This window comes from Methanoplanus endosymbiosus (assembly GCF_024662215.1).
In the GTDB taxonomy this organism is placed as follows: Archaea; Halobacteriota; Methanomicrobia; order Methanomicrobiales; family Methanomicrobiaceae; genus Methanoplanus; species Methanoplanus endosymbiosus.
On record NZ_CP096115.1, the window covers coordinates 2,680,854 to 2,703,300 of the forward strand.

Annotated in this window: 31 protein-coding genes; 25 read left to right on the top strand and 6 right to left on the bottom strand. The window is 44.3% G+C overall.

From position 1 onward, the window contains the following. Nucleotides 1–735: 735 nt before the first annotated feature. Entirely contained in the window at nucleotides 736–888 is a 153-nt protein-coding gene (locus tag L6E24_RS12345) for a hypothetical protein (protein WP_257742276.1), read from the bottom strand. 395 nt (nucleotides 889–1,283) lie between these two features. Then, the gene (hcp, locus tag L6E24_RS12350; protein WP_257742277.1) at nucleotides 1,284–2,906 is read right to left on the bottom strand and encodes a hydroxylamine reductase; all 1,623 of its coding nucleotides are present in this window, start codon (nucleotides 2,904–2,906) and stop codon (nucleotides 1,284–1,286) included. A gap of 87 nt (nucleotides 2,907–2,993) precedes the next feature. Here hcp and L6E24_RS12355 point away from each other — a divergent pair, with 87 nt between their 5' ends. From L6E24_RS12355 to L6E24_RS12370, 4 genes are all read left to right on the top strand, one after another. Then, on the top strand, nucleotides 2,994–3,353 hold the full coding sequence (locus L6E24_RS12355; RefSeq protein WP_257742278.1) for a winged helix-turn-helix transcriptional regulator: 360 nt from the start codon (nucleotides 2,994–2,996) through the stop codon (nucleotides 3,351–3,353). Nucleotides 3,354–3,408: 55 nt separating this feature from the next. Further along, on the top strand, nucleotides 3,409–3,996 hold the full coding sequence (locus tag L6E24_RS12360; RefSeq protein WP_257742279.1) for a 5-formyltetrahydrofolate cyclo-ligase: 588 nt from the start codon (nucleotides 3,409–3,411) through the stop codon (nucleotides 3,994–3,996). Between the two features lie 12 nt (nucleotides 3,997–4,008). Further along, the gene (gene fhcD / locus L6E24_RS12365; protein ID WP_257742280.1) at nucleotides 4,009–4,908 is read left to right on the top strand and encodes a formylmethanofuran--tetrahydromethanopterin N-formyltransferase; all 900 of its coding nucleotides are present in this window, start codon (nucleotides 4,009–4,011) and stop codon (nucleotides 4,906–4,908) included. Nucleotides 4,909–5,085: 177 nt separating this feature from the next. Next, nucleotides 5,086–6,138, top strand: a complete 1,053-nt coding sequence (locus L6E24_RS12370; RefSeq protein WP_257742281.1) for a tetratricopeptide repeat protein — start codon at nucleotides 5,086–5,088, stop codon at nucleotides 6,136–6,138. A 61-nt stretch (nucleotides 6,139–6,199) separates the two neighbouring features. Here L6E24_RS12370 and L6E24_RS12375 read toward each other — a convergent pair whose 3' ends face one another. Continuing rightward, nucleotides 6,200–6,718, bottom strand: coding sequence for a hypothetical protein (locus tag L6E24_RS12375; protein ID WP_257742282.1), 519 nt, complete (start codon nucleotides 6,716–6,718; stop codon nucleotides 6,200–6,202). Between the two features lie 104 nt (nucleotides 6,719–6,822). Further along, nucleotides 6,823–7,860: an AI-2E family transporter gene (locus tag L6E24_RS12380; RefSeq protein WP_257742283.1), complete on the bottom strand. Its 1,038-nt coding sequence runs from the start codon at nucleotides 7,858–7,860 to the stop codon at nucleotides 6,823–6,825. Between the two features lie 453 nt (nucleotides 7,861–8,313). On the opposite strand from L6E24_RS12380, the gene ehaB reads away from it, so the two are divergent. The 15 genes from ehaB to L6E24_RS12455 all read left to right on the top strand — a co-directional run bounded on the left by ehaB (nucleotide 8,314) and on the right by L6E24_RS12455 (nucleotide 15,269). Then, nucleotides 8,314–8,799 carry a [NiFe]-hydrogenase-3-type subunit EhaB gene (gene ehaB, locus L6E24_RS12385; protein WP_257744026.1) on the top strand — a complete coding sequence of 162 codons (486 nt, stop codon included), beginning with the start codon at nucleotides 8,314–8,316 and terminating at the stop codon, nucleotides 8,797–8,799. Further along, nucleotides 8,796–9,035: an EhaC family protein gene (locus tag L6E24_RS12390; protein WP_004076157.1), complete on the top strand. Its 240-nt coding sequence runs from the start codon at nucleotides 8,796–8,798 to the stop codon at nucleotides 9,033–9,035. The genes ehaB and L6E24_RS12390 overlap by 4 nt, the downstream gene beginning before the upstream one ends. Next, nucleotides 9,032–9,274: an EhaD family protein gene (locus tag L6E24_RS12395; RefSeq protein ID WP_257742284.1), complete on the top strand. Its 243-nt coding sequence runs from the start codon at nucleotides 9,032–9,034 to the stop codon at nucleotides 9,272–9,274. The genes L6E24_RS12390 and L6E24_RS12395 overlap by 4 nt, the downstream gene beginning before the upstream one ends. After that, nucleotides 9,261–9,503 carry an EhaE family protein gene (locus L6E24_RS12400; protein WP_257742285.1) on the top strand — a complete coding sequence of 81 codons (243 nt, stop codon included), beginning with the start codon at nucleotides 9,261–9,263 and terminating at the stop codon, nucleotides 9,501–9,503. Before L6E24_RS12395 ends, L6E24_RS12400 begins: the two co-directional genes overlap by 14 nt. After that, nucleotides 9,497–9,952: an EhaF family protein gene (locus L6E24_RS12405; RefSeq protein ID WP_257742286.1), complete on the top strand. Its 456-nt coding sequence runs from the start codon at nucleotides 9,497–9,499 to the stop codon at nucleotides 9,950–9,952. The genes L6E24_RS12400 and L6E24_RS12405 overlap by 7 nt, the downstream gene beginning before the upstream one ends. After that, nucleotides 9,952–10,551 carry an EhaG family protein gene (locus L6E24_RS12410; protein WP_257744027.1) on the top strand — a complete coding sequence of 200 codons (600 nt, stop codon included), beginning with the start codon at nucleotides 9,952–9,954 and terminating at the stop codon, nucleotides 10,549–10,551. Before L6E24_RS12405 ends, L6E24_RS12410 begins: the two co-directional genes overlap by 1 nt. Then, on the top strand, nucleotides 10,544–11,212 hold the full coding sequence (locus tag L6E24_RS12415; RefSeq protein WP_257742287.1) for a hypothetical protein: 669 nt from the start codon (nucleotides 10,544–10,546) through the stop codon (nucleotides 11,210–11,212). The genes L6E24_RS12410 and L6E24_RS12415 overlap by 8 nt, the downstream gene beginning before the upstream one ends. A 6-nt stretch (nucleotides 11,213–11,218) precedes the next feature. Next, entirely contained in the window at nucleotides 11,219–11,422 is a 204-nt protein-coding gene (locus tag L6E24_RS12420) for a hypothetical protein (RefSeq protein ID WP_257742288.1), read from the top strand. Nucleotides 11,423–11,425: 3 nt separating this feature from the next. Next, complete coding sequence (locus tag L6E24_RS12425; protein ID WP_257742289.1) at nucleotides 11,426–12,268, top strand: respiratory chain complex I subunit 1 family protein; 843 nt, start codon at nucleotides 11,426–11,428, stop codon at nucleotides 12,266–12,268. Beyond that, nucleotides 12,265–12,513: a hypothetical protein gene (locus L6E24_RS12430; protein WP_257742290.1), complete on the top strand. Its 249-nt coding sequence runs from the start codon at nucleotides 12,265–12,267 to the stop codon at nucleotides 12,511–12,513. The genes L6E24_RS12425 and L6E24_RS12430 overlap by 4 nt, the downstream gene beginning before the upstream one ends. Beyond that, complete coding sequence (locus L6E24_RS12435; RefSeq protein ID WP_257742291.1) at nucleotides 12,510–12,896, top strand: EhaM family protein; 387 nt, start codon at nucleotides 12,510–12,512, stop codon at nucleotides 12,894–12,896. The genes L6E24_RS12430 and L6E24_RS12435 overlap by 4 nt, the downstream gene beginning before the upstream one ends. Continuing rightward, complete coding sequence (locus tag L6E24_RS12440) at nucleotides 12,893–13,351, top strand: NADH-quinone oxidoreductase subunit B family protein (RefSeq protein ID WP_257742292.1); 459 nt, start codon at nucleotides 12,893–12,895, stop codon at nucleotides 13,349–13,351. The genes L6E24_RS12435 and L6E24_RS12440 overlap by 4 nt, the downstream gene beginning before the upstream one ends. Continuing rightward, nucleotides 13,348–14,433, top strand: coding sequence for a hydrogenase large subunit (locus L6E24_RS12445; protein WP_257742293.1), 1,086 nt, complete (start codon nucleotides 13,348–13,350; stop codon nucleotides 14,431–14,433). Before L6E24_RS12440 ends, L6E24_RS12445 begins: the two co-directional genes overlap by 4 nt. A 5-nt stretch (nucleotides 14,434–14,438) precedes the next feature. Beyond that, nucleotides 14,439–15,038, top strand: coding sequence for a 4Fe-4S binding protein (locus tag L6E24_RS12450; protein WP_257742294.1), 600 nt, complete (start codon nucleotides 14,439–14,441; stop codon nucleotides 15,036–15,038). A gap of 78 nt (nucleotides 15,039–15,116) precedes the next feature. Then, entirely contained in the window at nucleotides 15,117–15,269 is a 153-nt protein-coding gene (locus L6E24_RS12455; protein ID WP_257742295.1) for a DNA helicase PriA, read from the top strand. Nucleotides 15,270–15,353: 84 nt separating this feature from the next. On the opposite strand, the gene L6E24_RS12460 is transcribed toward L6E24_RS12455, so the two are convergent. Beyond that, nucleotides 15,354–15,743, bottom strand: a complete 390-nt coding sequence (locus L6E24_RS12460) for a DUF1922 domain-containing protein (protein WP_257742296.1) — start codon at nucleotides 15,741–15,743, stop codon at nucleotides 15,354–15,356. A 101-nt stretch (nucleotides 15,744–15,844) separates the two neighbouring features. Between L6E24_RS12460 and L6E24_RS12465 the strand changes: the two genes are divergently transcribed. Continuing rightward, nucleotides 15,845–16,621, top strand: a complete 777-nt coding sequence (locus L6E24_RS12465; RefSeq protein WP_257742297.1) for a coenzyme F420-0:L-glutamate ligase — start codon at nucleotides 15,845–15,847, stop codon at nucleotides 16,619–16,621. Nucleotides 16,622–16,885: 264 nt separating this feature from the next. Here L6E24_RS12465 and L6E24_RS12470 read toward each other — a convergent pair whose 3' ends face one another. Beyond that, nucleotides 16,886–17,047 carry a preprotein translocase subunit Sec61beta gene (locus L6E24_RS12470; protein ID WP_257742298.1) on the bottom strand — a complete coding sequence of 54 codons (162 nt, stop codon included), beginning with the start codon at nucleotides 17,045–17,047 and terminating at the stop codon, nucleotides 16,886–16,888. A gap of 53 nt (nucleotides 17,048–17,100) precedes the next feature. Between L6E24_RS12470 and L6E24_RS12475 the strand changes: the two genes are divergently transcribed. The 5 genes from L6E24_RS12475 to L6E24_RS12495 all read left to right on the top strand — a co-directional run bounded on the left by L6E24_RS12475 (nucleotide 17,101) and on the right by L6E24_RS12495 (nucleotide 22,179). Continuing rightward, nucleotides 17,101–18,129: an amidohydrolase family protein gene (locus tag L6E24_RS12475; RefSeq protein ID WP_257742299.1), complete on the top strand. Its 1,029-nt coding sequence runs from the start codon at nucleotides 17,101–17,103 to the stop codon at nucleotides 18,127–18,129. A gap of 37 nt (nucleotides 18,130–18,166) precedes the next feature. After that, nucleotides 18,167–18,595 (top strand): universal stress protein, encoded by a 429-nt coding sequence (locus tag L6E24_RS12480; RefSeq protein ID WP_257742300.1) that lies wholly within the window; start codon nucleotides 18,167–18,169, stop codon nucleotides 18,593–18,595. Between the two features lie 23 nt (nucleotides 18,596–18,618). Then, complete coding sequence (locus L6E24_RS12485; protein WP_257742301.1) at nucleotides 18,619–19,440, top strand: CBS domain-containing protein; 822 nt, start codon at nucleotides 18,619–18,621, stop codon at nucleotides 19,438–19,440. A 203-nt stretch (nucleotides 19,441–19,643) separates the two neighbouring features. Then, on the top strand, nucleotides 19,644–20,240 hold the full coding sequence (gene psmB, locus L6E24_RS12490; RefSeq protein ID WP_373021043.1) for an archaeal proteasome endopeptidase complex subunit beta: 597 nt from the start codon (nucleotides 19,644–19,646) through the stop codon (nucleotides 20,238–20,240). A 46-nt stretch (nucleotides 20,241–20,286) separates the two neighbouring features. After that, nucleotides 20,287–22,179, top strand: a complete 1,893-nt coding sequence (locus tag L6E24_RS12495) for a beta-CASP ribonuclease aCPSF1 (RefSeq protein WP_257742303.1) — start codon at nucleotides 20,287–20,289, stop codon at nucleotides 22,177–22,179. The last annotated feature ends 268 nt before the right edge of the window (nucleotides 22,180–22,447 follow it).

A 22,447-nucleotide genomic window follows, 5' to 3' on the forward strand; every position in this document is an offset into this window, starting at 1 on the left:
GTTAAGCAGGACATATATACCGGCCATAACGCATTATTACATGAATTATAAGATTAGCGTAAAACCCCTTGGTCTTTAGCCAAGGGGATGTAAGCGATACATTCAAATAATAATCGGGATAATGACCATGGATATCATTACGATAACCAAGTATCTGATATATTACACCCTTGGGACAAGGGGAAGGGCCTGTGGACTTGTGGAGGTTACTCCGAGGTATGAAGCAGGAAGCATCCGGGTCTTTAGCCCGGAGGTAGTTCACGTGTATATGTCCTGATTCTGATGGAAAGAACAGCTACAGATGCAAAAGCAGATCTCTGTTATACGGCCTTAGCCATCCATCTGCACTTAGCCCCGCAGCCAGGACAGGACATCTCAGCAGTGAAGACAATAAAACTGCTGCACTCACAGAAATCAACAAAATCACTACAGTTTCCAAAAATAACGGCAACAAAACCCGCGGCACGGACCATGTTAGCGGCATCACAGCAGTTTTGCAGCAGAATTCTGCAAAGAGGAAAAACACCTATGATTGGGAATTTTCCGGAAAAATCCAATTTCCGGCAGCAAAAAACCCTGAAAATACCTGTTTGCACCAAATGCCGGATAACGCAGAAGGCACAGATGATAAATCAGGTCGGAATACAGAGAAGAATGAAAAAAATGTGCTTATATGTTTTCTTATTCTGCTGCTAACTAACATAAATATCAATTTGTACACGTTTTTTATGGAATTCAAATGATTATTACAGAGATAACATTTGCAAAAATCTTTGCACAACACGCTGCTAACGTGCTGTATGCTGCAAACAGTAAAGCAAGAAGTCTCTCTTGTGAAAGTGGAGGATTTTTTTGCTGCTGCATTGGTTGCGTATCTAAAATCTCCATATTTCATTTTATCCGGTTAATTCCTCAACTGCCAGCAATGGCGGTTGCAGTCCGGTCAATGTGATAGCTTTTCAAAGTAGCAAAATCCGGGAGTTTCGCAACTATGCATATGACTATGCTTTGTCATTTTTCACTCTGATTAAATTATCACGGGTGATGAATCAAAAATACAACAAAAAGAGGCTAAAATAATGTGTTGGTATATTATATTCTCAGATAAGTCCAGTTCTGGGTTGGGGGATTTAGTATTATTTTTCCTGAAATTACCTGTTAGATTATAATATTGTTTATTATAGCTTATATATTTCTATTTATCTATGTCTCAAATCAAGTTGAATTGTGTAATTCCAAATTATTTTCCTGGGGCAGTTCTTCACAATATCCATACGCGAATTTCAGGGCATCATGATCTTCATATCTTCCTCAACCGTGGTGTTCGCCCGGATGCCGAAGTTTTCAACAAGCACATTCAGGACTGCCGGAGACACAAATGCCGGAAGTTTTGGCCCAAGTGTGATGTCCTTTACACCGAGGTGCAGGAGTGAGAGCAGAACAAGCACAGCTTTCTGTTCATACCAGGCAATATTGTATGATACCGGAAGTCCGTTTAAGTCAGTTCCAAAGGCATCAGCAAGAGCCTTTGCAATTACCACAAGTGAGTAGCAGTCATTGCACTGTCCTGCATCAATGACCCTCGGAATTCCGCCTATGTCACCGAGATCAAGGTTATTATACCTGTACTTCGCACATCCGGCAGTGAGAATTACTGCATCCTGTGGCAGTGCTTTTGCAAATTCAGTATAATATTCCCTCTCTTTCTGCCTGCCGTCACAGCCGGCCATAACAATAAATCTCTTAATCTGCCCCTGCTTAACGGCATCAATCACTGCATCAGCAATTGAAAGGACTGCATGGTGTGCACATCCGGTAATGAGTTCATCAGTGTAACCTTCACCCTTAACGGTGATGTCATCCGGAGAACTGCACTTCTTTGCATGCTCAATCAGGTCAGAAAAGTCCTTGTTGCCTTCAGAGTCCTCAGTGATGTGTTTCACGCCGGAAAAACCGGTTGGGCCTGTGGTGTAAACCCTGTTAATATAAGATTCAGCCGGTGGCACAAGGCAGTTTGTTGTAACAAGCACAGGGCCGTTGAAACTCTCAAACTCCTGTCTCTGGTGCGGCCATGATCCGCCGTAATTTCCAATGAGGTTGCTGTACTTCTTCAGGCCTGGATATGCATGTGCGGGAAGCATCTCCCCGTGGGTATAGACATCAACACCTGAATTTTCGGTCTGGACTAACAGCTGCTCAAGGTCTTTTAGGTCATGTCCTGTAATAAGAATGCCCGGTTTGCTTCCGGAAGATGTTGAAACGGTTGTTATCTCCGGGTTTCCATATGCTGTGGTGTTTGCCCTGTCAAGACCCTCTAACACCTTAACTCCAATCTCACCGCATTTAAGCACCCATCCGACCATCTCATCAATACTGAGATCAGCAGCTGTTGACGCAAGTGCATCCTCCATGAAGTCTGTTACTTCCTTATCCTCAGATCCAAGGGCAACAACGTGGTAGTAATAGGCACCAACACCCTTTAAGCCGTAGATGAGAAGTTCGCGAAGTGATCTTACATCCTCGTTTTCCGTTGCTAAAACTCCGTTCTCAGAGCCCTTCTTTATTGCATCTTCGATATTTTCTGGTTTCCATACAGATATTTCATCGCTGCATCCCGTTTCCGGCAGAGAATCCCTGATCTCAACTGCCTTTGTTATAAGTGAATAGAGCCTCTCATTGTCAAAGTTGACATTCGTAAGTGCGGCAAAGAGTGACTCTGCAATCAGATTGCCTGCCTCTCTGCTCTCCTTACCGTCTTTCCGGGCCTCAATATTTCTGAGTGACAGCCCTTTTATGGCATATATCAGGCAGTCCTGGAGCGCTGCGGTTGACTCATCCTTGCCACATACTCCCTTAACTGTACATCCGCATCCTTTTGCGGCCTCTTCACACTGGTAACAGAACATAGTTTTGTCTCTCCTTTGTATATTTATGATACAAAATATCATTTTGATACTAAATTATAAATACCAATGAGTTTCTGAAACTATACTATGCATAAGGACTGCACAGTGTACAAAACTGCCCTGTACCTGACGAAGAAATGGGCTTTACTGATAATATTTGAACTCTACAAAGGGGAGAACTATACCCGGAGGTTTTCAGAGCTGAAAAGTTCACTTAACGGAATAACCTCAAAAGTCCTCTCACAGCGACTTAAAGAACTTGAAGAGGAAGGTCTTGTCGGCAGAAGGGTCGATGCCGGAAGTTTCCCTGTTAAGAGTGAATACTATCTTACAGAGAGTGGTGTCGGGCTTATAGATGTGATAAAACATCTCAAAGTGTGGGCGCTTAAGTACAAAATTGACAACATAGACTGTGGCAACCAGAACTGCAAAGACTGTATCCTGTAAAAAATTCCGGCAATCAACTATACCAATAAATAATAATACTCAAAAATTAATCCCTATGCCTCAGGAATATTCTGACCTACGCGAAGCTAAGAACAAAGTCCGCGACATTATGCGAAACAGGCGCGATTCACTCACGCCTGAGGAAAAAAAGGTTAAAGGTGAAGCAATATGCAGCCATTTCTTTACACTTGTAAAACCGGGCCAGACCGTCATGGGCTTCTCATCAAAGGACATTGAGGTTGATACAACCCCGCTTCTTCAGAGACTTCTTGATGAGGGATATGACCTTGTTGTCCCTATCATTGTAAAGGAAGATTACAGCCTCAGGCTCTCATACTTAAAGGATCTCTCACACCTCGTGCCAAGCACATTCAATGTCCCTGAACCAATAGGAAACGAGATCCCTGTACCTGAGGGAGCAGTTGATGTGGTAATCCTCCCAATGCTTGGGTTTGACAGGCGTGGCGGCAGGCTTGGATACGGCTCAGGCTACTATGACAGATTCCTTGAGAAAAATCCGGATGTCACAAAGATTGCACTTGCATTTGCCTGCCAGGAAGCAGAAGAACTGCCGCTTGAAGATAATGATGTCTTTATGGACTATATCGTAACCGAAGACGGCGTAATCAAAACCGGAAACTGAGGAGGAAATACCATGCAGATAGAAGGCACTGAAATTGTTGATACCTATGCGGAGGCATTTCCTATATGGCTCTCACGGATTATCATAACAGCAGATTCACTGAAGCTTGCAATGGTGGCTGCAACTGAGGCCACCGGATTTGCAACCTCAACGATAATGTGCCCGTGTGAGGCAGGAATTGAGAGATACTATTCACCATCTGAAACACCGGACGGGAGGCCCGGTGTATCTATATTCATCTGTACTGCCAGAAAGAGTATGAAGGAGAATGTCTCTGCCAGAATCTCACAGTGTGTGCTTACAGCCGCAACCGCATCCGCATTTGACGGATTTCCGGATGCCAGAACAAGGTACCACATTAAGATGCACTACTTCGGCGACTCATATGAGAGCCGCTGCATAGTCGGAGGCAGAAAATGCTGGAAGATTCCGGTGATGGAAGGCGATTACATCGGAGAGGAGTCATTCGGTGCAGTAAAAGGTATTGCAGGCGGAAATTTCCTGATAATGGGTCGTGATAAGCAGTCTGCACTCTCGGCCGCACAGGCTGCAATTGAGGCAATTAAAAACCGTGAAGGTATTATAACCGGATTTCCGGGCGGGATTGTTGCAAGCGGGTCAAAGGTTGCAAGCAAAAATTACAGATTCCCTATGTCTGCAAGTACAAACCACAGGTTCTGCCCGACTCTGAAGGATAAAATAGAAGATTCCCTCGTCCCTGACGGTGTGAATTCAATATATGAGATTGTGATAAACGGCACTGATGCCAAAGTTATCGAAGATGCCACAAGGGACGGCATTTTGGCGGCAGTGAAGGAAGATGGGGTTCTCTTCATAGATGCCGGCAATTATGACGGCAAACTCGGCACTCATAACTTTTACCTCCATGAGATCCTGAAGGATTCAGTCTGAAGATATAACTGTATCATATCCGGAAATATCCTCTAAAGAAGTCATTCCGGAATCATTATTGATTTATGGGGTATGCCCTGTCAGTCCTTACAGGATCATGACCGACACCGGATACCCTGAAAGCTGAAATTATCATCACTGTTTGGTATAAATACAAACAGATGAATAAATAATTCTGTGAATATTACAATTAACCAGGCTCTCTTTTGCCTTCTGATAATTTTTATGCTGTCTGCAACTCCTGTTTCAGCTTCTCCGTCATCTGAGAATTTAATTGATGCCGGATATATTGCACTGGAGAGTGGAGACAACAGAATGGCAGAGGATCTGTTTACACGTGCCCTTGCCCTTAGCTCAGGAGATAACTCCCCGACTGCATGGGCAGGTCTTGGAAAAGCATTATGGAATGATTCGTCAGCTTCAAATGAAGCCTCCTATACTGCCTTTAACAGATCACTGGAGTGTGTTAATGTCAGTTCAGAAGACTGGAATGCTGTAGTCATGGTATTTTTTAATGATCCGGTTGAGGATTTTGAACTATCATATTCTGCCGGACTGAAGGCTGTAGAGGCAGACCCGGAAGATGATGTCGCATGGAACTATTTTGGTTGTGTTATTGACAGACTTGCCCATAACAACAGTGATGCAGATTTAAATGAACCGTTTGATGCGTTTAAAAAGGCCATGACTTTAAATCCGACACCACTGTACTCCTGCAATACAGCTTATTATGCAATTATTACCGGAAATTACAGTTATGCTGTTGAAGTAACAGACCAGGCCGTTAAATATTACAATCCGGATAACTGGTGGGAGGGAGACCTTCTCTTTTTTAAAGCCTTTGCACTTGCAGAGATGGGAGAATCAGAAGAGGCCCTTAAAAATATTGAACTTAGCAGAAAATTCTATAGTTCAGATGAATCATTTGAATGGAATGAATATTACAATACAACTGACGGAATGGTCAGTGCAGTTGCCTTAAACAACCTTGGAAGATTTGATGAATCAGCAGAGATACTCAGCCGTATTGACACTGACAAATTAGACGATAACTTAGAGGGTCTGTTATTCACTCCGGAGCGTTATATGGACTTATATGGTGTTGCATTGTCCGGCCTTGGAAGGACAGATGACGCTGCCATTGCATTTGAAAAATCACTGGAATACAATAGTGATTATATTCCTGCAATGGAGCACCTGAATACTCAGAATCAGAATAGATCTCCATGAGATCCTGATGGATTATTTTTATATTAATCATCCGGATTTATTAATTTTTCCGGATAAAAACTCACTTTTTTCTCATAGCTTCAAGAAGCATACCTGTTTTCTGTGACCCAAGAAGAATTTGCTTTCCGTCTGCAAATGTAAGCATAACGCCCTCATTGCCCTTCATGATGTATGCCTTTATGCCTCTCCTGAACCGTATCCCCCAGCCGCCGTATTCCATTATTGGCCGGAATTTTACCTCTTCTGCGGCAGAAATTTCAGAGAGGGCAATCTCCTTCCATTTTATATGGATTGGATAAAACCTGAATCTGAGACAGTTGTCATTCACATTTATCTCTAACTTCAGGACAATGAAAAATGCCGGAAATAAAATTCCGAATATTACGGCAATCAGTATAACAATATAATCCGGCGCAGGATTGTTCCCAAACGGAATTTTGGCAATAATCTGTATGTAAAAGGAATACCATGATGTGAGCAGCAGGATGCCAACAATAAATATATTCAGAGTCCGGTTAAATCTCTGCACTTCATAGTATTCTCCATTCCATTCTGTTTTCAGGCATTTATCCATCATCATATCATAGTTTTCCTGGTTTTTGTTAACCTGTCCGGTTCTTTTATTCAGTATCAGAAAATCCGGCTCTCATATATGGGACCCCTGCAACCATCCGGAAGAATCAGTCAGCTTCTCCTGAATATCTCCGGGATAAATCTGTTTTTCTTTATCTTCTCACTCTCCACCAGAATTTTTGCAGCTGTCATCATAAGCGCCAGCAGCAGGGGGCCAAGCACAAGCCCGGACATGCCAAAGACATAAATCCCTCCGAAAAAGCCAATCCACATCACAGCAGGATGGACAAGAGCCCGCCTCCCCATCAGAACGGGCCTTAACACCAGATCCGGAAAAGCGCATACAACCGGATAGCCAATTCCTGCAATAAGCAGTGCCCCGACATAATCCCCCACTGAAACTGAATAAAATGCAAATACTGCCATCATAAGAGACGGGCCTATGACCGGAATCAGCTGAAATATTGCGGCAATGACGGAGAGTTCAAGGACATTGTCAAACCCAAGCAGGTAAAAGAAAGGAAGCGCAAGGGCAAAGGTCACCACTGATGTGACAAACTGGACAATATATACAGCGTACAGTGTTTCTTTACCCTTTTTTTCAAGAATATTAACAATCTCAAGTGATTTTTCCGGAATTATACTCTTCAGTCCTTTCCAGACCGTTTTTCCGTTAAGAAAAAATAAATAGAGGAGAACAGAAAAGAGCATCAGTTTTATTCCGGAAATTATTGCAGTGCCTGCCATCGAGTCAATGATTTCACCTGCTATGCCATCCTCCCCAAAGAGCAGATCGGTCAGAATATTGTTGGTTGCCGGGACAGACTGTATAGAATCATGATTGTCAAACCAGAGTATAATTCCGTTAAAAATTTCACCGGCATAATCTGATATCCCGTATATTATCAGGAACAGGATGCCTGTAAGACCGGTAAACAGAAATATGACTGATAATGCCATTACAAGCGATGCAAATCTCTCAGAAATCCGGCGGCACAGAATCTCCTTTCCGGGCATTAATACTATGGCAATTGTTGCGGCAAATATGAATGCATCTATGACAGGTGAGAATGCAATAATTGCAGATATGAGAATTATGCAGGAGAAGATCAGGACTGCTGATGCAGATCTGTCATGATAGAGATCCATAATCACTCTGGAAAAATAATTGTCTGCATTGGTATTAACTGATCTGATCAAAAAAAGCGCAAAAGAATAATTATTTCTCTTATGTGCAATAATACTTCAAATCAGTATAAATGAATTTACAAACCGGATAAATAAAAATTAAATCGTTAATTTGTGTCTGACCCTTCAGAAAATATTGACTTTAATGTTTTATATCAGAAAAATAAGAAAAACTATTAATGATCTTTATTATTAATTCTAAGTAGAGGGCAGGTGGCAGAGTATAAATGCCGGTTATTCTCCGGAAATTCCGGATTATAACTCATACGCTGCTCTTATCCGGATAAATAAGCGCTAAACTTTTCATTTCATGTGGCTTTTGCCGTTTATTACGGTGAAGATATGTCCATAATGTCAGGTCAAAAGATTTATCGTGCAAACAACATCAAAGAATATCAGAGAGTCTGGTTTGACATGCTAAACGGAATAACTAATATTATTGCTGCGGCAGTTGTGGCATGGCTTATTTTTGTCACAACCGATGTTATATTCGGCCTTCCGAAGAAAGGCGGAGTTAGCGGTGCTGAGGCAATAGGCAGGTCAGTTGAGGAGGAAGGGGGGAATTTAAACGGAGGCTATATGATTGGAAATATAGTCTGCTCTCCTGATGCATCTGCCGGAACACTTCTTGCTGCGTGTGGTGTCTATGTCTATGGCATATATGGCGGACTGGCGGCAGTTGTGCTGGTTTTTATTGGCAACAGAATATGCCATGATAAAGGCTATGCAGGAACCACAGGAGCCATAATTGCATCCTTTGTGATCTGGGGATTTTCCTTTTATGGTATATCTCCGGAGGAGTTCATTGCAGGCATGGTGCTTGCCATTGTAACAATTCAGGGCCTTTCACATAAATATTCAAGCCGGCTTCTTGGAAAACTCTGGAGGTTTAAAAGTTGATTGAACTGTGGATCTGTGGTCTGGTTGCAGTTTATGCGGCGATACGTATCGCTTTTGTAAAAAATAACCTCTTAAAACTGCCGTTCCTGAATGTCATAGGTTTTGCTGTTGCAGGTTCGCTTGTGCTGATCTTAAAGGATCCGCTCTCGCTTGCTGCCGCCGCTGCCTTTTTCATAGGAACAACGCTTGAGTCAAACGCAATAGCCAGCAGGATTGCCGGAGGAAAAAAAGAATGATTGACGATATATCCATTCTATTATTCGGTTTTCTGGCGATTGCCGGCACTGTAATGGCAGCATTTTCAAGGGAGCAGTTTGAGAAGCTGATCTCAGTTGGCATCATAGCCGCCGGAATTATGCCCTTCATAATTGCAGGTGGTTATACTGACGTTGCGATTGCAGTCTCGCTTATTGCTCCGATAACAACGATATTTATTCTTATGGTCTGCAGGAGTGATGCTGATGATAGCGCCTGAATTTGCACTTGGCTGCATTATTCTGGTAATTGGTGTTATTGCTGCGGCTGATCCAAAGCCGAAGACACCACTTATCCGGCTGATAAATGTTGAAATTCCCGCATGGGGTCTTCTGCTGATAATGCTCTCATTTAACGAGACTCTCGCGCTGATGACCTTTATCGCTGTAACGGCAATAGCCACATTTGTTCTTGTGAGGGTGCTTGAGAGGAGTGATGGAAGATGGTAGTCCGTAAGATCTCAGATTATCTCCAGAAGGTAGAGAATATTGCGAATATCTACGGGCTTATCGTTGCGGTTGTATTCATAGCTGCATTATGCCTTCAGGTAACTTCTCCCCTGCAATATGAGTCAGAACAGCTCTATCCAAAGGATATTGTGGCTGACAGCCCGTTAAATCCGTATGAGAGGGGCGGAATTCCTTTCGGAGATACCGTAGTCAAAGCCCAGTATCCCTCAAATGCACCATATCTTGGTTATGTGACTGCATACTTAACTCCGCTTTCGGCTTTTATGGCAGCCTCAAGTTTCTATCTCGGAACGACTATAGTCTCGCATCCGGGAGGAATAATTGATGAGATCCTCTATAATACCAGAGGGCTTGATACGGTTGTTGAGACATCCATTCTCTTTGTTGCATTTGCAATAGCGGCATTTCTGTACAGGAGGAAGGAATGATGGATCAGACCTATTTCCTCGGAATAACTGTCATATTTGCTGCATCAGCGATAGTTTTTATTGCGCTATTTAAAGAGAAGAATGATCTCCACCGTCTTATATTAACAGATCTTGCCGAGATTGTTGCCCTTGCACTTATCGCAATGGTTGCAACAGATCTTGCCGAGGCACTGATTCTTCCCGGTCTTGTAGTCGGCATATCTGAACTGCTGGCCATCTCTGAGATCTATCTTGTGAGGGAAGGACTGACAAAGCCGGTGAAACGGAAGTTCCGGCTCGAAATAATGGATTCTGCACCTGCAATAATGGCACTTGTGCTTGTTGCCTATGGAATAGTCCTCTCCGGATTTTCAGGTGGTGCGGTTGCTGCAACCGGTGCGGTCTTCTTCTTTATGTGTAAGGGAAGTATGGAGCGGTTTGAGATACTTGAGATTGTGAGCGGTTATGCCTGGGCATTCTGGATTGTAGCTTTCTTCATATTCATGATTCTGCCGCAGTACTGGTTCTTTGCAGTCATGCTTGCCGGAGGTGCAATTCTTGTGAAGGTTATGGCAAAGATGTCGCTTATTGGAACGATGGGAGGTGAGGAGAATGTTTGATCTTCAGTCAGGAGCTGTCGGCGGTGAAGAACTGTTTTATCTGCCGTTTGGCGATATTGTGAATTACTTCACTCCATATACAGCCGTTCTCTTCATACTGGCACTGATATTCACGCTCTTCTGCATATTCAGCAGACCTGAGAAACAGCTTGATGTGGTCTTTGGTGATGATGCTGTATATGCAAAGGAGGTTGGGCCTGCCGAACTGAAGTTCCGGAGATTTATGGCAGTTGCCTGTGGTGTTGCCACCATGGGGGCTGTCCTGAGCGGTGACATCTTCAACTACACTCTCTTTGTCTCAATGATTGGTATCTGCATAATAGGCATAGTTGCGGCAGTCAAGAACAGGCATGTTTTAAATGCCGCCTTTAATTACGGCATTGTTGCGATGGTTGCAACAGTTCCGTTATTCGGAAGTGCGGCAATTACGCTTGCGTCAGCAGGAACACTCAGCATATGGGAGCTTTCAGGTGCAATGGTATCTATGCCCCTGATTGCAAAGGTGATGCTTCTGGTCGGAGTTACAGGCGAGGGTATAGCACCGTTTTACGCTGCAAAGGCTGAGCTTTTCAGGGCACCGGGTGCTCCCTATGTAATAATGATTCATGTGAGTTCGCTCCTGATATTCCTCAGGGTGGTTGAGATTTTGTTAACGGTGTGATGGAATATGAAAAAAAGTACAGTCAAACTGGTAGCCGTCCTCTCTCTTCTGGTCTGCATTGGAGCAGAAGTTATGTTAAGGGCTGGTATTGCAGATTTCCTGACGGCAGCAGTGCTTATGACTATTGCCTTTCCGCCATTCGTGCTCTTTACAGGACTCTGGTGGAAAGCAGGAGAAGGAGAGAGGGATATTCCTTTTATCGGGTACTGAAATATGATAGAATATCTGATATTAGCAACAATACTGGGGCTTTTGTTTCTTGGAATACACCGGAAGGTTATTGCAAGGGTGCAGGGCAGGCCCGGCCCTCCGATATGGCAGGAGATACTGCACACTCTCAAATTTTCATTTAAGAAGACCTGGATTCCAAAGACAGGCAGTGAACTGTTGTTCACCGGAATTGTGCTTGTGGCAATCGGTATATGGACGGCAGCACTGTTTATAGTGATTGCGGGGCAGAGCATTCTGCTCTTATTCGGCATATATATGGTTCACAAGATGGTTGAGCATGGTGTAGGACTGTCTCCGGGATCGCCGTACTCCAAGTTCGGCGGTGTCAGGTCAGTCATATCCGCATCATCTGAGATTCCGCTCTTTGGTGCGGTTGCGATGATCTATTTCTTCACCGGATCTCTGATGATCTCAGATCTCATTGCATTTCAGGCGGAACACGGGCCTCTTCTTCTGATAGTGCCTCCGGCAGCACTTGGTCTGTATGTGGTCATACTCTCCAAGATGCCGTACGGGCCGTTTTCTATAGTGCAGGGAAAGGAGATTGTGAGCGGATATAAGACTGAGCACTTCGGTGTATGGAGGGCAGCTCTTGATGTCGGTGAGGGCCTTAAGACGTTTGTCCTTTTATTCGCATTTGTTGTAATCTTCTTCGGGCAGCTGCCCATACTGCTGACACTGCTCGTGATGCTTATTGTCCTTGTGTCACTATCATTTGTCTCTGCGACAACACCGCTTTTGTCACCCTATGACTGTGTAACTGTTCAGATACTGATAATCGTCTTTATGATTGTATTTGCTGCGGTGCTGGGGGTATTGTTATGACTCTTATAAAAGCCGGAATTACATCCGGATGTATAGTCTTTGCACTTATTGCGGCATATCAGGCATACCTGAATCCGTCAGTTGCGGTTCAGGCCGGAGTTCTGATCGTAATGCTGATTGTAATTCCGGTTCTTGTAATTTTCGGAAGTAAGGATCTCCTGAAGAGAGGTGAGATGGCGGCTTTGTGGCTGCTCATATTTGTCTTTGCAGGATATGGTGTCTTAAAGGCAGGAGGTCTTATATGACCGGATATGTATATGAGAAGAGCCTTCGCAATATGAAATTACGGATTGTGAGAGCGCCTTTGCAGAACCTGGCTATTAAGGAGATCTCAGACGGTCTTGATATGAATATCCAGAAATTCAGGGCCATGCTTATCGAGAATTTTGATATGTCATACCTTGAAAACATGCCGGCAAGGTACGATGTCTGGAAAGGTGATGAGGTGCCGGAGTTTCCGGATCGTCTGCTCTTTACAGGATTTCTGACAAAATATATGCCAATAATTACGGAAGATGAGATGGACCTTTTATTGACTGATATATCCGGTAAAATGTCAGGCGGAATGAGTGAGAAAGAGGCGGTAATATACGGCCGTGAGAAGATCAGGGAGCTGATCCTTAAATGAGTATTATTCAGAATTTAAAGAATAATGTACGGTCGAGATCCATTCATGTCAGTTTTGTGAATGTCGGGTCATGCAATGGCTGTGATATTGAAATTTTAGCCTGCCTTGCACCGCGTTATGATATTGAGCAGTATGGTATCTATGTCCACAACAATCCAAGGGAAGCAGATGTACTGCTGATTACAGGAGCATTTGTTGAGCAGTGGGATGACAAGCTCTTAAATCTCTGGAATAAGATCCCTGACCCCAAGGTTGCTGTAACGATTGGAAACTGCCCTGTATCGGGCTGTGTCTTTAACAGAAGGGGCAGTTATGTCAATCCTCCGGTATCAAAGCACATCCCTGTAGCAGCAGAGATTCCGGGGTGCCCGCCAAGGCCCACTGAGATAATCAGCACGATTCTGAGCGTGGCCCCGCTTATTTTTAAGGATTATGAGGAGATGGATAAAAAATGAGAAAGAAGGTTGATGTATCACTCCCCATAGGGCCTGTTCATCCTATATTTAAAGAGCCGGCAAGAATCCGGTGCGAAACCGCCGGAGAGAAGGTTATCTCTGCCGAAATTGATCTCGGCTATGTCAAGAAGGGTATTGAAAATATCATGAAGGGCAGGCCCTGGCAGGAGGTTATGTTTTTAGCCGAGAGAATCTGCGGCATCTGCTCGGTTATTCATAACATGGTATTCATAGAGACGGTTGAGAAGATCAGTGAGATTGATGTGCCGCAGAGGGCTTTGTACCTCAGGGTCATTGTGAATGAACTGGACAGAATTCAGTCGCATATGCTTGCCAACTATTCATACTGCTACACCATTGAGCATGAGACCCTTGCCATGTATCTCTTAAACCTGAGGGAGACTGCAATGGATCTCATCGAGCTTATCACCGGGGCAAGGATCACCTGTGCCTATATGATTCCGGGTGGTGTCAGGTATGATCTCGATGATGAAAAGATGGCTGTTCTAAGAGCTGGTCTTGATAAGCTTGAGAAGGATCTGACACGGTTTGATGGGATGTTTGAGGGTGGCAGCCTTATAGGACTCAGGAGCCGGCAGATTGGGCTGATGTCTGAAGAGGAGGGCAGAATCTCACATGCAGTCGGCCCGACTGCACGTGCAAGCGGCATTGTCCTTGATGAGAGGATGAATCATCCGACTTATCAGAAACTTGGTTTTGAACCGGTAATCCGGTATGAATGCGACAATTATGCACGGATAAAGGTTCGTTTTCAGGAGATCTTTCAGAGCATTGGTCTTGTCCGGAAATGCCTGGATGATATGCCTGAAGGAAAGATACGCGGCGGAGGGATTGTTAAGGCCGGAAAGGGTTCATGGGCTGGTGAGGCTCCGAGGGGTGAGCTTACGTATAACATAGAGACCGATGAATACGGCAGGATTGTTGATATTGGCATACGGACTCCTTCTATTATGAATATTGAGGCATGTATTCATTATATGCTCAAAGGTGTCAATTCAGCGGCTGATGTGACCTCGACCTATATCAGTTCAGATCCCTGTATAGCCTGCAATGAGAGGTAGCATAGATGTCATCATCTGTCATATGGTACATAAAAGAGTTTTTAAGGGCTGAGTGGATTAAAAATTTCTTTACTGTAAAGACTGCACCACTGGTTACTCCTGAACATTTCAGGGATTATCCAACCCTTACCGGCAATGAATGCACGCACTGTTTAAGATGCATGATGATCTGCCCGTCTCCGGGTGCAATTGAGGTGCTGAAGAACAGTGAGGATAAGTGGGAGCCGGTAATATACAAAGGACACTGCCTCAGATGCGGATTGTGTGTGGAGGTCTGCCCTGACAAAGTAATCACATCCGGAGATATACTTGAGAGACAGGAGAGGGAGAAGACGATGTTTCTTGCAGATTATCACCTCACCGTTGACCATGCAAAGTGTATGCGCTGCGGAAACTGCTCAGTCGCCTGTCCGATTAACAAGGAGATTGATCCTTCACTTGCATTCGGCGCAAGCCTTGGATCAGATGAGGTTATTATGAGGGTTAAAGACGGAAAACTTACGATTCTTCACCCGGAGAAATGCACCGGTTGCAAGACCTGTGAGAAGACCTGCCCGAATGATTCCATCAAAGTTGCAAGGGTTGTGGAAGGATTCCAGGATTAAAGATCTGTTGACGGTGGGATTGTTTCCCGGAAAAATTCTGCCAATATATTTAATTATTTTGGTGTTCAACAGTCTCTTATGCCAAAGCATAAGTGCGGGTTTGATGAAAAGATTCGCTGTAAAAAGTGCGGCAGGAATCTGGAGGACAATGGCAAAGGGGGCCTTTACTGTCCTTATTGCGGAAGAACTGTTACCATCATATGCCCCGGATGCGGAAGGCCGTGGCTTTAAATTGAATTTTCTCTGATAATCTGTATCCGGCAATATCAAAGATTGTTTCTGGCTGGTTTAAGGAATGACAGGAGTTCTGGCTGTTCACGGTGGGTTGGCTCTTATCCATTCTGTATAATCTTCTCTCAGAATTTTCACCTCATCCTGAGATAACTCCTTTTTATTTCTGCTGTGCAGGTAAGCCTCAAGCTCTTTTACTATAGCCTCGGCCTGCGGGAATGTCTTAACGTCAAGATAGACCGGGCAGGTTCTGATATCCATGGTATATCCGCACTCCGTGCATAGCTTCCACTTCTGGTAGCGATCTGCGTACGAAAAAGCCTGGCATCCGGGGCACCTGACAATCAGGTACATTGTACCTGAATATTCCCTGATAACTGATATAAGTTGTCCTCCGGAGGTTGCACTTTGTTGTCCTCCGGTTATTATGGTCATAATCCGGTTATCATCCGGTATTGCTGCCTGTCCGGGCATATACCTAATTCATGAAATTCTGTGTGGGTTATGCCGCAGTGCCCTGCTGATTTGGCAAAAATTATCTTATAAGAGCTTAAATTAGATATTGCTGATATAACATGAGTGTAGAAGTAATTCCGGTTGAAAAACTCCCGATATTTCATAACGGTGATGATCTCGCTGAAAGTATTGCGTCAGGGTTTGAGTTTTCAGATGGTGATATCATCTGTATAGCATCATCTGTATATTCAAAGACGAAAGGGTATATCCGCCAGCTTGATGAGATAATTCCGGGTGAGAAGGCAGCAGAGATAGCCGGCGTATGCGGCGAGGACCCACGCTTTATTCAGGCAGTTTTAGACACCACAGAAGATCTCATACTTGACCGGCCTTTTGTTCTCTCACAGGTCAGATGCGGGCATGTCGGTGTCAGGGCCGGTGTTGACAACAGCAATGTTGAGGACGGAACTATTATTTACCTTCCGCCTGAGCCGATGGAGTCAGCAGAGGAGATGAGGGTGAGGTTTAAGGAGATTACTGGTAAGGATGTCAGGGTAATTATCACTGATACCTGTGGGCGGTCTTTCAGGCGTGGGCAGACCGGCGTTGCAATCGGATGGGCAGGGATGACTGCTATTCATGACTTCAGAGGCGACTGCGATCTCTTTGGCAGGGTTTTAGAGATAACAGAAGAGGCTGTTGTTGATGAGATTGCTGCCTTTGCAAACTTCATAATGGGAGAGTCTGACAGGGGGGTTCCTGCTGTTGTGTTCCGGAACTGTGGGTCATGGAAGGGTCATGATGAACTGTACTTCAGACCTGAAGAGGACATCACCAGAAGGGCACTGAAGAGATCTTATATGACTAAAGAGGATAGCCACAACGGGAAGGCGTAAATAGATCCAATTGTCAACTACCCCTGAGCTAAAGACACAGGGGTTTCCTGCTATGTTCTTATGAAAGAGAAATCGTTCAGACAGATAATAATGAATCAGACATATAAAGATAGATCTGAATCTGTAATTAAAATATATTATTTTTGATTTTCCTGACAGTTTTTGCCGGGAAAATTATTTTTTTCTGCCTTATAATCCGGCTGAAAAATTATTCCGCTGTTTAAGATCTCCGGTTCTGAATTCCGGAGTTAAACATTTTGCTCCTTAAAACAGGTGATTCAGCACTGCGATAATTATTCCGGCTGCTGCTGCTGTGATAAGAACTGCTTTTGGAGGAATGTGGACTGCCCTTCTGTCCTCACTGTCATAATATGTGACAAGACCTGCGGATGAGATCAGGTTGCCGCCTTTTTTCTTTGCTGCCATATTATTATTATATCTGTCATTCAGGATATATAAAGTAAGGCAGGTCGGCATTTATGGAAGATGAATATACAGTTTCCGGAATTGTCTTTGCAGGCAGGGATCTTGAGGCAGTAAAGGCAGAAATAGTAGTTAAATCCGGAATTATAACCTCGGTTGAGGAGAGGGAGAATGTCGATGAGAGATGGATACTGCCGTCATTCTTCAATGCCCATACACATATCGCCGACACAGTCGCGATGGACTACCCGGTATCAGGCAGCCTCTCAGAGCTTGTTGCACCTCCAAACGGTATTAAGCACAGGCTTCTTTCAGAATCAGACCCTGAATATATCATCTCTGCCATGAGGGCAACTATAGGATATATGAAATCTTCGGCAACGGCCGGATTTCTTGACTTTCGGGAAGGGGGTATTTCCGGTGTGAAACTCCTTAAATCCGCCCTTGCCGGGGGGAATATTGACGGCAGAATCCTGGGGCGGAATGGTGGTGAGGATATAGCTGACGGTATTGGTGTGTCCAGTATAAAGGAGGGGGTTTTGGCTGTTGAGGCTGCAAAGAGGTCTAAAAATTCCGGTAAATTTGTGGCATTCCATGCCGGGGAGAAGGATGCCCGTGATGTTGACGGTGCTATTGATCTAAATCCTGACCTCCTTGTCCACTGCACCCATGCAACCGATTCCCAGCTTAAACGTTGTGCTGATGAAGGCATACCCATTGCAGTCTGTCCACGATCAAACTGGTGCCTTGGTGTCGCATCCGGAAAAAACAACCCGCCCATACATAAAATGCTGGATTTCGGCTGCAAAGTTCTCTTGGGGACGGATAATGTGATGTTTGTTCAGCCTGATATATTCTCTGAGATGTCGTTTTTATCCTTTGTATATGGGGTGAATGCCGCTGATATTTACAGAATGGCAGTTGATGGATCATCCCTCTTTGGCGGGCCGTATTACATCCGGAAAAGTGCTCCGGCGAGGTTTTATGTGGTTAATTCTGCGCGTTTTAACACCGGATTTTCAAAAAATCCTCTAAAAACCGTTGTTACAAGGATAAATTCATCTCATCTGGATAAAGACTATTAATCTGGTTTTTTAAAGATCAATTATCAGAGGCCAGAATATGTTTAAGACTATTCTTACTGCCGTTGATGGCTCTGAGGTGGGTAACAAATCCCTTCAGGCGGCTATTGATGAGGCAAAATTAAGAAAGGCCGGATTACATGCTATTTATGTAGTTGAGACCGGGGGGTTTTCATCCATTCCGACAGACAGCACAATGGAGATTATCTACAGCCGTATGGAATCCGAGGGTCAGAAAGCGCTGAAAGATGGAGCAAAACTGGCTGAAGAGCACGGAATAGAGTTGACTACCAAAACTTCCCAGGGTCATGCCGGAGAAGAGATATTGAAGTACGCTGCTGAGATCGGTGCAGATCTTATTGTCATGGGTTCTCATGGCAAGAGTGAGGTTGAGCGCCTGCTTCTTGGAAGTGTAACAGATTATGTGATTAAACACAGCAATGTCTCTACTATGGTGGTGAGATTATAGAACAGAGGTATGTAAAAGACTACATGACTGAGGATGTAGTCTCAGTTGAAACACCGGGTAACAGGGATGATGTCTTAAGGATTCTGAAGAGAACCGGAATAAGCGGCGTTCCTGTAACTAAGGAAGGCAAACTTGTCGGGATTATCACAAGAAAGGATCTCCTCAGAAAGGCTGACGAGACACAGTTAAGCCTTCTGATGACATCAGATCCACTGACAGTTCCGCCGGATACCACCATTGAAGAGGCAGCTGAAATTATGATAAAACGTAATTTCAGAAGGCTTCCTGTTGTTGAAGATGGCAGACTTCTTGGAATTTTGAGTGTGGCTGACCTTGTCAGTGCTGTTTCACAGACAAAGAATTCCGAAGAGATCCGCCTGAAATATACAAGGCCGACATTTGCACTATGGGAGGATACACCTCTGCCACTTGTCGGAAGAATCATGGAGATATCCGGTTACGATGCTGTACCTATCCTTAATCAGGATTCTATGCTCACCGGAATTATATCGGAGAGGGATCTCATCAAGCAGGCTCTCATTGAAGACAGTGTTGAGGTCTCAGATCTCTCAAACGGCACTGATGACGATGAGTGGACATGGGAAAGTATAAGAGATATGCATACCATTTCTTTTGGCATATCCAAAGTGCAGCTCCCGTTAAAGCCTGTTAAAGAGGCAATGATTAAGGATGTTGTGGCAGTTCCTCAGAATGCTGAGATCAGTGACTGTGCTTTAAAGATGAAGCGGTCAAGGGTTGATCAGCTTCCTGTGACAAACGGAGACAAGAAGATGGTCTCCATGCTCTTTGACAGGGATGTCATCAGGGCACTGCTTGAAAAATAGATTTTTGAAGTTGTATCTGCCGGAAATCCGGAATAATTCCGGCAAAATAAATTTCCGGCTAATCTCATTATAAGGGATATTACAACAACATTTAAGGATAATAAAGACGTTTCTATATCTGAAGCGTTTTTGTTTAGGTTTCAAACCCTTCAATATTATAAATTACGGAGCGGGTTCTAGTGCAAGAGGTCTCCAAAGAAATTATGAAAGGAACTACCACTGTCGGGTTATTATTCGATGGCGGTATAGTTTTGGCAACGGAGAGAAGAGCCACGATGGGCAATATGATCGCGAGCAAGAAGGCCAAGAAGGTCTATCAGATCTCTGATCGTATTGGTATGACTATAGCCGGCGGTGTAGGCGATGCCCAGCAGCTTGCACGTCTTATGCAGGTTGAGTGCAGCCTCTTCAATATCAGAAGAGGCAGGCCTATAGCCGTTGGTGCGGCTGCCACACTCCTCAGCAATGTCTTAAACCAGAACAGGATGTACCCATATTATGTCCAGCTGCTCGTTGGCGGCATTGACAGAAATGGTCCGTCCATCTATTCGGTTGACGCTCTTGGTGGAGCATCTCCTGAAGACAGGATTGTGGCTACAGGGTCAGGCTCACCGTTTGCCTATGGTGTCCTTGAGGACAGGTTTGAAGACGGTATGTCAGAGAAGGAATGCCTTGATCTGGCCATCCGTGCCCTTAGATCAGCAATGAGAAGGGATTCAGCCTCAGGAGAGGACATCAGTATAGTTGTTATTACCGAAGACAAATATGAAGAATTAATGGAATCGGGTATTAAAGGCTAATATTTGAAAAATAACCAGATTTCTTCTTTTTTTTAGGACGTTTTTAATGTTAATAGAGGACAGATTAAAGGATCTAAAGGCTAAAATAGATGCAAAGGTTCCTGCCGGAATTAAGGTTTCGGAGGTAGAGTTTGAGGGGCCTGAACTTGTTATCTACACTGATGATCCAAAAAAGTTCGCTGATGAAGCGGATCTCATAAAAATACTGGCGCGTGAACTCAGAAAGAGGATCGTTGTCAGGCCGAATATTCTGGAAGATCCTGAAATTGCGGCGGATAAAGTAAATAAAGTTGTGCCTGATGGTGCCGGAATAACTGACCTCTTTTTTGATCCGGATACCGGAGAGGTTTTAATAGAGGCTGAAAAGCCGGGGGTAGTGATTGGTAAGAACGGCGCTACCTTAAGGGATATTACAAAGGAGATTGGCTGGACACCTAAAGTAGTCAGGACTCCGCCGATTGAAAGTATAACAGTAAAACAGACGAGACAGTACTTACGTGCTGTAAAGGATGAGAGAAAGGAGTTTTTAAGGACAATTGGCCGCAGAATCCACAGGGATATCACAAGCAAGGACAAATGGCTCCGTGTGACCACGCTTGGGTGCTGCCGTGAGGTAGGAAGAGCGGCATTTCTGCTGTCAACTCCGGAGAGCAAGATTTTAATCGACTGCGGTGAAAAACCGGGTAACAGTGACGGTTATCCTTATCTCTATGTCCCGGAGATTTACCCGCTCAATTCACTTGATGCGGTTGTAATTACACATGCCCATCTTGACCACTGTGCACTTGTCCCCCTTCTGTATAAATATGGATATGAAGGGCCTGTGTACAGCACTCCTGCGACAAGGGATCTGGCGGTTATGCTTCAGCTAGATTACCTTGATGTGGTATCCAATGAGACGAACAAGGCTCCCTACACCTCAAAAGAGGTTCAGCAGTACCTGAAGCATTCGATTACGCTCAATTACGGCAGTGTGACTGATATCGCACCTGATGTAAAGCTGACCTATCATAATGCAGGGCACATTCTCGGATCTGCTATTGCGCATTTCCATGTCGGTGACGGGCTGTACAATATTGCCTTTACCGGTGACTTCAACTATGCAAAAAGCAGGCTTTTCGGGCCGGCAACCTCGCAGTTCCCACGTCTTGAAGCTGTTTTCATGGAGAGCACATATGGCGGTTCAAATGATATGCAGCCGTCAAGAAAGGATGCTGAGGAGAAGCTCTATGAGGCCGTCAATGATACTGTCAACCGCGGCGGAAAGGTTATCATTCCGGCTTTTGCAGTGGGCAGATCTCAGGAGGTCATGCTCGCCCTTGAGGAGGGTATGAGGCTTGAGAAGATTCCGAAGGTGAAGGTCTATCTTGACGGAATGATCAAGGAGGCTACCGCTATTCATACGACATATCCGGAATATCTTAATCCTGACCTGAGAAAGCTGATCTTCCAGGACGGTATGAATCCATTCCTGGCAGACTGCTTTGAACAGGTGGATTCGTCCTCAAAACGTGGAGATATAATCGGAAGCAGTGACCCCTGTGTTATCATAACGACAAGTGGTATGCTAAACGGCGGCCCTGTTATGGAGTATCTCCACGGTCTTGCGCAGTATGATAAGAATATGCTCATCTTTGTCGGATATCAGGCAGACGGTACGGTTGGCCGCAGAATCCAGAAGGGCTGGAAGGAGATACCTATGGGCAGGCGTGAATCGATAAATATAGCTCTGGAGATAAGGACGGTTGACGGTTTCTCCGGTCATTCGGACAGAAAGCAGCTGATGGCTTATGTGAACCACTTAAACCCGCGGCCTGAGAAAATATTTACTATTCACGGTGATGAGAAGAGTGCAATTGATCTTGCAAGCTCTATTTACAAGCGGTATAAGATCGAGACCCACGCACCGAGAAATCTTGAGACCTACAGGATGGTCTGAGATAATAATATTTATATTATAATTTTTTGTTTGATTTCTGGTGTTCTCACCCGGAATTTTTTATTTTTTATTTTCATGTTTTTTTGTTCTCTTTTATCCGGTGTTGTTATGATGTTGTGGGGTCTGGTAAGATATAATATTCTCATACTTCAGCAGTCTGTAAAATTAGTATGGGTGGATTTAATTAATTGTCCGGCAATAATTAACTGTTAAATCCTGTCCGGAGTTTTCATATCCCTGACTTTTCCGGAAACCGGATTTTGGTGCT

Coding starts and splice junctions, on each gene's coding strand:
- L6E24_RS12345 (WP_257742276.1), bottom strand. CDS start 888: ATGGAGATTTTAGATACGCAACCAATGCAGCAGCAAAAAAATCCTCCA.
- hcp (WP_257742277.1), bottom strand. CDS start 2,906: ATGTTCTGTTACCAGTGTGAAGAGGCCGCAAAAGGATGCGGATGTACA.
- L6E24_RS12355 (WP_257742278.1), top strand. CDS start 2,994: ATGCATAAGGACTGCACAGTGTACAAAACTGCCCTGTACCTGACGAAG.
- L6E24_RS12360 (WP_257742279.1), top strand. CDS start 3,409: ATGCCTCAGGAATATTCTGACCTACGCGAAGCTAAGAACAAAGTCCGC.
- fhcD (WP_257742280.1), top strand. CDS start 4,009: ATGCAGATAGAAGGCACTGAAATTGTTGATACCTATGCGGAGGCATTT.
- L6E24_RS12375 (WP_257742282.1), bottom strand. CDS start 6,718: ATGATGATGGATAAATGCCTGAAAACAGAATGGAATGGAGAATACTAT.
- L6E24_RS12380 (WP_257742283.1), bottom strand. CDS start 7,860: ATGGATCTCTATCATGACAGATCTGCATCAGCAGTCCTGATCTTCTCC.
- ehaB (WP_257744026.1), top strand. CDS start 8,314: ATGCTAAACGGAATAACTAATATTATTGCTGCGGCAGTTGTGGCATGG.
- L6E24_RS12395 (WP_257742284.1), top strand. CDS start 9,032: ATGATTGACGATATATCCATTCTATTATTCGGTTTTCTGGCGATTGCC.
- L6E24_RS12400 (WP_257742285.1), top strand. CDS start 9,261: ATGATAGCGCCTGAATTTGCACTTGGCTGCATTATTCTGGTAATTGGT.
- L6E24_RS12405 (WP_257742286.1), top strand. CDS start 9,497: ATGGTAGTCCGTAAGATCTCAGATTATCTCCAGAAGGTAGAGAATATT.
- L6E24_RS12410 (WP_257744027.1), top strand. CDS start 9,952: ATGGATCAGACCTATTTCCTCGGAATAACTGTCATATTTGCTGCATCA.
- L6E24_RS12415 (WP_257742287.1), top strand. CDS start 10,544: ATGTTTGATCTTCAGTCAGGAGCTGTCGGCGGTGAAGAACTGTTTTAT.
- L6E24_RS12420 (WP_257742288.1), top strand. CDS start 11,219: ATGAAAAAAAGTACAGTCAAACTGGTAGCCGTCCTCTCTCTTCTGGTC.
- L6E24_RS12425 (WP_257742289.1), top strand. CDS start 11,426: ATGATAGAATATCTGATATTAGCAACAATACTGGGGCTTTTGTTTCTT.
- L6E24_RS12430 (WP_257742290.1), top strand. CDS start 12,265: ATGACTCTTATAAAAGCCGGAATTACATCCGGATGTATAGTCTTTGCA.
- L6E24_RS12435 (WP_257742291.1), top strand. CDS start 12,510: ATGACCGGATATGTATATGAGAAGAGCCTTCGCAATATGAAATTACGG.
- L6E24_RS12440 (WP_257742292.1), top strand. CDS start 12,893: ATGAGTATTATTCAGAATTTAAAGAATAATGTACGGTCGAGATCCATT.
- L6E24_RS12445 (WP_257742293.1), top strand. CDS start 13,348: ATGAGAAAGAAGGTTGATGTATCACTCCCCATAGGGCCTGTTCATCCT.
- L6E24_RS12450 (WP_257742294.1), top strand. CDS start 14,439: ATGTCATCATCTGTCATATGGTACATAAAAGAGTTTTTAAGGGCTGAG.
- L6E24_RS12455 (WP_257742295.1), top strand. CDS start 15,117: ATGCCAAAGCATAAGTGCGGGTTTGATGAAAAGATTCGCTGTAAAAAG.
- L6E24_RS12460 (WP_257742296.1), bottom strand. CDS start 15,743: ATGCCCGGACAGGCAGCAATACCGGATGATAACCGGATTATGACCATA.
- L6E24_RS12465 (WP_257742297.1), top strand. CDS start 15,845: ATGAGTGTAGAAGTAATTCCGGTTGAAAAACTCCCGATATTTCATAAC.
- L6E24_RS12470 (WP_257742298.1), bottom strand. CDS start 17,047: ATGGCAGCAAAGAAAAAAGGCGGCAACCTGATCTCATCCGCAGGTCTT.
- L6E24_RS12475 (WP_257742299.1), top strand. CDS start 17,101: ATGGAAGATGAATATACAGTTTCCGGAATTGTCTTTGCAGGCAGGGAT.
- L6E24_RS12480 (WP_257742300.1), top strand. CDS start 18,167: ATGTTTAAGACTATTCTTACTGCCGTTGATGGCTCTGAGGTGGGTAAC.
- L6E24_RS12485 (WP_257742301.1), top strand. CDS start 18,619: ATGACTGAGGATGTAGTCTCAGTTGAAACACCGGGTAACAGGGATGAT.
- psmB (WP_373021043.1), top strand. CDS start 19,644: ATGAAAGGAACTACCACTGTCGGGTTATTATTCGATGGCGGTATAGTT.
- L6E24_RS12495 (WP_257742303.1), top strand. CDS start 20,287: ATGTTAATAGAGGACAGATTAAAGGATCTAAAGGCTAAAATAGATGCA.